General features: G+C 63.2%; 2 protein-coding genes. One reads left to right on the top strand and one right to left on the bottom strand.

Features of this window, described 5'->3' with window-relative positions; genetic code table 11:
- Positions 1-856 (bottom strand): SirB1 family protein (locus L9Z73_RS30395; RefSeq protein ID WP_247408658.1); only part of this gene is annotated, 856 nt, incomplete at its 3' end.
- Positions 857-1041: 185 nt separating this feature from the next.
- Here L9Z73_RS30395 and L9Z73_RS30390 point away from each other — a divergent pair.
- Positions 1042-1470 (top strand): Glu/Leu/Phe/Val dehydrogenase dimerization domain-containing protein (locus tag L9Z73_RS30390; protein WP_282598809.1); only part of this gene is annotated, 429 nt, incomplete at its 3' end.

Here is a 1470-nt window from a genome sequence, read left to right as displayed (position 1 = left end):
ACACGTTCGGCTCACCGTCTGTAATGAAGTACGTCAGGTTTTTTGCACCCACATTGCTCGTGGCTTCGTCGCTCTTGAACCAATTGGTGGCGGCGTTGAACGCATCCTGATAGTTGGTCATGTCGCTGAGCAGTAGCGCGTGCTCCAGGTCGAAACGCTCGGCGCTTGGGCAATCCAGGCGTTGATACAGGCTGGCCCGCGCCAGGTAATCGGCGGCGCTGGCATGGCCCAGTTCCAGCACGCGCTCGGCGTCGACCAGGGCGGCCAGCGGGTCGTCATTGGAGAGGTACAACTGGCGCAGGTTGCGCGACAGCCGTTGGAGGATCGAGCGTGGGCTGGCGGTGCGCAGGTGGTCGGCCTGCAACTTGAGGTTGGGGCCGTATTGGCGTTGTAACAGGTCGCGGCAATCGTTGGGGTACAGGCGTCGACCGCCGCAGGGGTCGAGCAGGTGATCGGCGCCGTCTACCCGTAGCAGGAAGTGGCCGGGGAAGTTGACGCCGACCATCGGGATATTCAGGCGCCGCGCCAATTCCATCGCGATCAGCCCCATGGCCAGGGGTTGCCCGCGCTTGCGCTGCAACACCTTGTCCAGTAGGGCTGCGGCGGGGCGCAGCGGGGTGAAGTCATCCTGGGCGAACCCCAGGTCATTCAGGCGACGCAACAGCGGTTGGCCGAGTTCATCCGCCGGCAACATGGGCATGCCCAGGCTGACCTGCTGTTCGAGCGCGTTGAGGTCCTGCAGGATCAGCAGCGGATGCACCGTCGCATCATGCTCGGCGGCAATCCACAGCGCGGCTTCAAACAGCGCTGGGGGTGAACGTTCCAGACAGGCGAAAAAGGCGTGGCGGGGGTTCATTGCATTCTCCGGCGGATGCTCCCGTTTTAGCCTTGCTGTGAATTTTCGTCCAGTAGCTTGAGAGAAATCCTACTTGCTTATGTCGCATGGCCCGCAAAATCGGGCGGCTTATTCCCGAGCACTTCGGCAGTTTTCTGCCGCCCGCCTATACTTGGCGACACCAGAAGTGATTCGGGAGCTTGACGATGTTTGCTCTCATGCACAGCACCCGCCTTGAATCGCTGCACCTGAGCATCGACCCGATGACCGGGTTGAAGGCGGTCATAGCCATCCACAACAGCCGCCTTGGGCCAGCCTTGGGCGGTTGTCGTTACCTCGCGTATCCCGATGACGAAAGCGCGGTGGCCGACGCTGCGCGCCTGGCCCAAGGCATGAGCTACAAGGCCGCCCTGGCCGGTTTGCCGGTGGGCGGCGGTTGCGCCGTGATCCTGCGCCCGGCCCATGTGGAAAGCCGCGCGGCCTTGTTTGAAGCCTTTGGGCGGTGTGTCGAGCAACTCGAAGGCCGCTACATCACCGCCATCGACAGCGGCACCTCGGTGGCCGACATGGATTGCATTGCCCAGTACACCCGCTTCGTCACCAGCACCACCGCTGCCGGCGACCCCGCCCCCCAT

This window comes from Pseudomonas emilianonis, assembly GCF_023072625.1.
Classification (GTDB): Bacteria; Pseudomonadota; Gammaproteobacteria; order Pseudomonadales; family Pseudomonadaceae; genus Aquipseudomonas; species Aquipseudomonas paraveronii.
The sequence above is the reverse complement of the archived record's forward strand: the minus strand, read 5'-3'. Positions and strand labels throughout refer to the sequence as shown.